Raw genomic sequence first — 3,772 nt, 5'->3', positions numbered from 1 at the left:
AGAGCCCCGCGCGGGTGAAGCTCGACCCTCTGGCCGCCGCGGTCAAGAGCACCCTGCAGAAGGCGGCAGCGACCGGCACGACGCTCACCTGGACGCAGATTCGCGCCCAGCTCCCGCCAGGTCTGCCAGCCCTCGAGAGGAGCCAGCAGACTGCGGTGCTCATCCAGGTGGACCGGAGCCGCGCGGGAACCGCGCCGTTGCTGTCCGCGCTGGTCACCGGGGCCGATCACGACATGCATCCGGCCTACCCCCGGATAGCGGCTGCTGCCGGCCGGCTGGCGCCGCGGGGAAACCTTGAAGCGGTGGCGCAGTGGGCTGTGGAGGTCTCCCGGTTCCAACGGGCGCAGTAGGAGCACCAGCGGCGGCCACCGCGCCCATCCCGTGCGGGTGCGGTTCAGTCGGCCTGCGGGGATCTACCCGGGCGCGGATGCCAGTTCAGGCAGCGTGCTCAGTTCGGTGCGGGCGCGGTGGAGGAAGTCGCGGACGGCCGGCTCCCGGCGCCACGGGGCGAGGGCGTCGGTGAACTCGCGCACGTAGTCTTTGGCGCGGCTGGACTGTACGCGGGCGAGGATGTCGACGGACCGGTTGCCGAGGTCGAGTCCGTGGTCGAGGTCGCGGGCCTGGAGGTGGGCGGTGCCGACGATGGCAAGCCGCATGCCGACGGAGCGGGTGAACACCCCGGACGGCATGGCGGCGGCCTGTTGGTTCCAGGCGAGGGCGGTCTTGGGGTTCTTCAGGTCGCGGAACACCTCGTCGGCGTCCGCGCCGACCAGACCCTCAGGGCGGCCGCATGACGACCCCCCTCGTCACTACCGTGTCGGCATGCACTCCGACACCACCGACGTCCAGAGGCCGGCCACCGCCCGCGGAGCCGTCGCCATTATCACCAACCGCCGCGGCGAGCTGCTGATGCACCTGCGCGACGACCTGCCCGGCGTCATCGCCTGGCCAAACCACTGGAGCCTGCTGGGCGGCGGCTGCGACGCTGGCGAAGCCCCGGCCGCCGCCATCGTCCGCGAGCTCGACGAGGAAGCCGGCCTCGAACCCTGGGATCTCACCGAGCTGTTCGAGATCCGCGACGAGCACGGCTCCGGGCAGCTGATCACGTTCTTCGCCGCCTGCTGGGACGGCGACGAGACGCAACTGCCGCTCGCCGAAGGCGTCAAACTCCAGTTCTTCGCTCCCGAACACCTCGACATCCTCACGATCCCGCCGTTCATCCGGGCCGGGATCCACCGCCACCTGGCCGCCCGGCCCTCCTGAACGCCCCACCGACCAGGGCGCGGGTGGGGCCAGGGCGGCCCCACCCGAAGGGACGACCCCGCCCTCGGCGCCACCCACGCGGCCTGCATGGCCGAACTCGGCCACTAGGTCCTCGGCATGGACTCCGACATCGACAAGGTCCACACCCTGCGCCCCGACCGGCTCGTCCTCGGCTTCGGCCCCGGCCGCTCCCGCGCCGAGACCGCGCTGAGGGAGGCGTTCGAGAAGATCATCGACGTCGGCACGCCGACGATCGTCACCGACTGGGCCACCGCCGAGCTCGCCAAGGGCGCCTCGAATTCCTTCCTCGCCACCAAGATCTCCTTCGTCAACGCGATGGCCGAGGTCTGCGAAGCCTCCGGCGCCAACGTCGCCGAGCTCGCCCTCGGCCCCGACCACCGCATCGGCCGCCGCGGCATGCGCCCCGGGCTCGGGTTCGGCGGCGGCTGCCTGCCCCACGACCTGCGAGGCTTCATCGCCCGCGCCGACGAGCTCGACGCCGGCCCGGCCGCCGGGATCCTGCGCGAAGCCGACGCCGTCAACGCCCGCCGCCGTGAGCGCATCGTCACCCTCGCCCGCCAGGAGCTCGGCGGCGACGTGCGGGGCAAGCGGATCACCGTCTGGGGCGCGGCCTTCAAGCCCGAGACCGACGACATCCGAGACTCGCCCGCCCTCGCCGTCGCCCAGGCCCTGCACGACCTCGGCGCCTCGGTCACCGTCACCGACCCCAAGGCCCGCGACAACGCCCGCAAGCTCCACCCCGCCCTCGACTACGCCGACGACCCGATCCCCGCCGCGCAGGACGCCGACCTGCTGCTGCACCTGACCGAGTGGCCCGCCTACCGGCACATCGACCCCGCCCGCCTCTCCTCCCGCGTCGCGAACCCGAAGGTGATCGACGCCCGCGGCACCCTCACCGCCGACGACTGGCGCGCCGCCGGGTGGATCTACCGGGCCCTCGGCCGGCCTTGACGGGCCAAGGCGGGCACCCCGGCGGCGGCCCGGGCAGACCCCGGCCGCCGCCGGCGCCGCTGTCCCGGCAGCCGCCGGGCGGGCTTGACCCCTTCCAGCAGTTTCCACAGCGGCCGGCCCTCGGCGGCCCACAGCTCCAGTCGGCCCCGGTCGATCAGGTGGACGCCGTATGTCTCGCTCCGCTCCACCGCCGGCAGGGTGAACCGGCCGTTGGTGACGATGACCGCGAACCGGGCCCCGTGGACGGTTAGCGCCGTGCCGTTGAGCCGCTGTAAGACCTCCACCCCGATGGCCTTGCCCTCCCAGCCGTCCCGCTTGTGCTTGCACTGAACGACCCAGATCCGGCCATCTGGGTCGACACCGCGGACGTCGCAGACGTCATCGTGCGCTCCGCCGACCCGCTCGGCTTCGAAGCCGTCACGGCGCATCAGATCCCGCACCGCGAACTCGAACTCGCGGTGATGCAGAGCGTCGATCTCCTCCAACGACAGCCGCACGCCCCGGGCCCGCCGCTCCTCCCACCGGCGCCGCTGGTCGCCGGCCAGGCCCCAGACGGCCAGCAGCATGAACACCACCTGCGGCACGACGGCATAGATCCCCCAGTGCTCGTTCAGCCAGGCTCCCAACCAGATCCCGAATCCGACCACCGCTGCGAGGGCGGCCACTGCCGCGCCGATCAGCACGCCACCACGCAGTTCCTCGCGTGAGACCCATCGTTCCAGCCCGGCTGGATGGCGGCCCGGATCCGGGGAGTCCAGCAGGAGGTCAGGGTCCGGCCCTCCGTCCGAGACCGCGGTGCGCTGGGTTAAGTCGGCAGGCGTATCGCCGTCCTCCAGCCGTTCGCCGCCATGCGTCTTGCTCTCAACCATCGGTACTCCTTCGCGAGTTGACATCACAGGCCAGGCGGCAACTCCACCACAGGGCACCGACATCGCGTGTCGGCCTGGGCCCACCGGCCGGGCGACGCTGACCGAGAGACCCGCCCTCTTCCTGGTGGGCCTGGCGATCGTGCTACCCCTCTGCTGTGGTTGGAGGAACTCGAGGTAGCGGAGCCGTCAGGACTCCGGACGGCGCGGGACGCCGCCGCGCGGGCGCCGCGAGGTAGAGCCGTGCCGGGGAGGGCCGGTCCCCTCGGTGAACTTGGCCGCGGCCATGGGCTGGGAGTCGCTGCGCTCGGCGCTGGATCCTCCGGGGACTTCGCGGATGTGGGGTGTCCGGGGTGCGAGCGGGGGAGCGGAGTTCGCGGAGTGCACGATCTCGGTGTCCTGCCAGGGGGCGCGGGGCGGTACGCGACGACGCTGGTCAAGTTGGGCCGCTCTGGGGAGCGGGTGACTTTGCCGATCAGTGGGCGGCGGTTATCGAGCCGTGTTGTGCTCGGTTTCCGGAACGGGCGGAAGCCAGTGCACGGCGTTGTCGCGGAAGGACGCGTGGATCGGCACGAGGTCTGGGCCGCTGGTGTCGTCGAGAGCGGTGACGTTGATGCCGACCTCTGAGATGTCGCTGTCGATTGCCGCGAGGCGACTGCCGCAGGTCGGGC

At 72.1% G+C, this 3,772-nt stretch carries 5 protein-coding genes and 1 pseudogene; 3 read left to right on the top strand and 3 right to left on the bottom strand.

Annotated features, from left to right (window positions below):
* A partial coding sequence (locus tag RM812_RS40935) for a hypothetical protein (protein WP_311585917.1) occupies positions 1-350 on the top strand: 350 nt, incomplete at its 5' end.
* A gap of 63 nt (positions 351-413) precedes the next feature.
* On the opposite strand, the gene RM812_RS40930 is transcribed toward RM812_RS40935, so the two are convergent.
* Entirely contained in the window at positions 414-749 is a 336-nt protein-coding gene (locus RM812_RS40930) for a hypothetical protein (RefSeq protein ID WP_311585915.1), read from the bottom strand.
* 73 nt (positions 750-822) lie between these two features.
* On the opposite strand from RM812_RS40930, the gene RM812_RS40925 reads away from it, so the two are divergent.
* Together RM812_RS40925 and RM812_RS40920 are read left to right on the top strand one after the other, a co-directional pair.
* Positions 823-1,263 (top strand): NUDIX domain-containing protein, encoded by a 441-nt coding sequence (locus tag RM812_RS40925; protein ID WP_311585913.1) that lies wholly within the window; start codon positions 823-825, stop codon positions 1,261-1,263.
* A 117-nt stretch (positions 1,264-1,380) separates the two neighbouring features.
* The gene (locus RM812_RS40920; RefSeq protein WP_311585911.1) at positions 1,381-2,235 is read left to right on the top strand and encodes a nucleotide sugar dehydrogenase; all 855 of its coding nucleotides are present in this window, start codon (positions 1,381-1,383) and stop codon (positions 2,233-2,235) included.
* On the opposite strand, the gene RM812_RS40915 is transcribed toward RM812_RS40920, so the two are convergent.
* Positions 2,211-3,104 carry a restriction endonuclease gene (locus tag RM812_RS40915; protein ID WP_311585909.1) on the bottom strand — a complete coding sequence of 298 codons (894 nt, stop codon included), beginning with the start codon at positions 3,102-3,104 and terminating at the stop codon, positions 2,211-2,213. The genes RM812_RS40920 and RM812_RS40915 overlap by 25 nt on opposite strands.
* A gap of 486 nt (positions 3,105-3,590) precedes the next feature.
* A pseudogene (locus RM812_RS40910) lies at positions 3,591-3,772 on the bottom strand (aldehyde-activating protein); the annotation flags it as partial.

This window comes from Streptomyces lancefieldiae (genome assembly GCF_031845825.1).
GTDB classification, from domain to species: Bacteria; Actinomycetota; Actinomycetes; order Streptomycetales; family Streptomycetaceae; genus Streptomyces; species Streptomyces lancefieldiae.
The sequence above is the reverse complement of the archived record's forward strand: the minus strand, read 5'-3'. Positions and strand labels throughout refer to the sequence as shown.

Coding starts and splice junctions, on each gene's coding strand:
- RM812_RS40925 (WP_311585913.1), top strand. CDS start 823: ATGCACTCCGACACCACCGACGTCCAGAGGCCGGCCACCGCCCGCGGA.
- RM812_RS40920 (WP_311585911.1), top strand. CDS start 1,381: ATGGACTCCGACATCGACAAGGTCCACACCCTGCGCCCCGACCGGCTC.
- RM812_RS40915 (WP_311585909.1), bottom strand. CDS start 3,104: ATGGTTGAGAGCAAGACGCATGGCGGCGAACGGCTGGAGGACGGCGAT.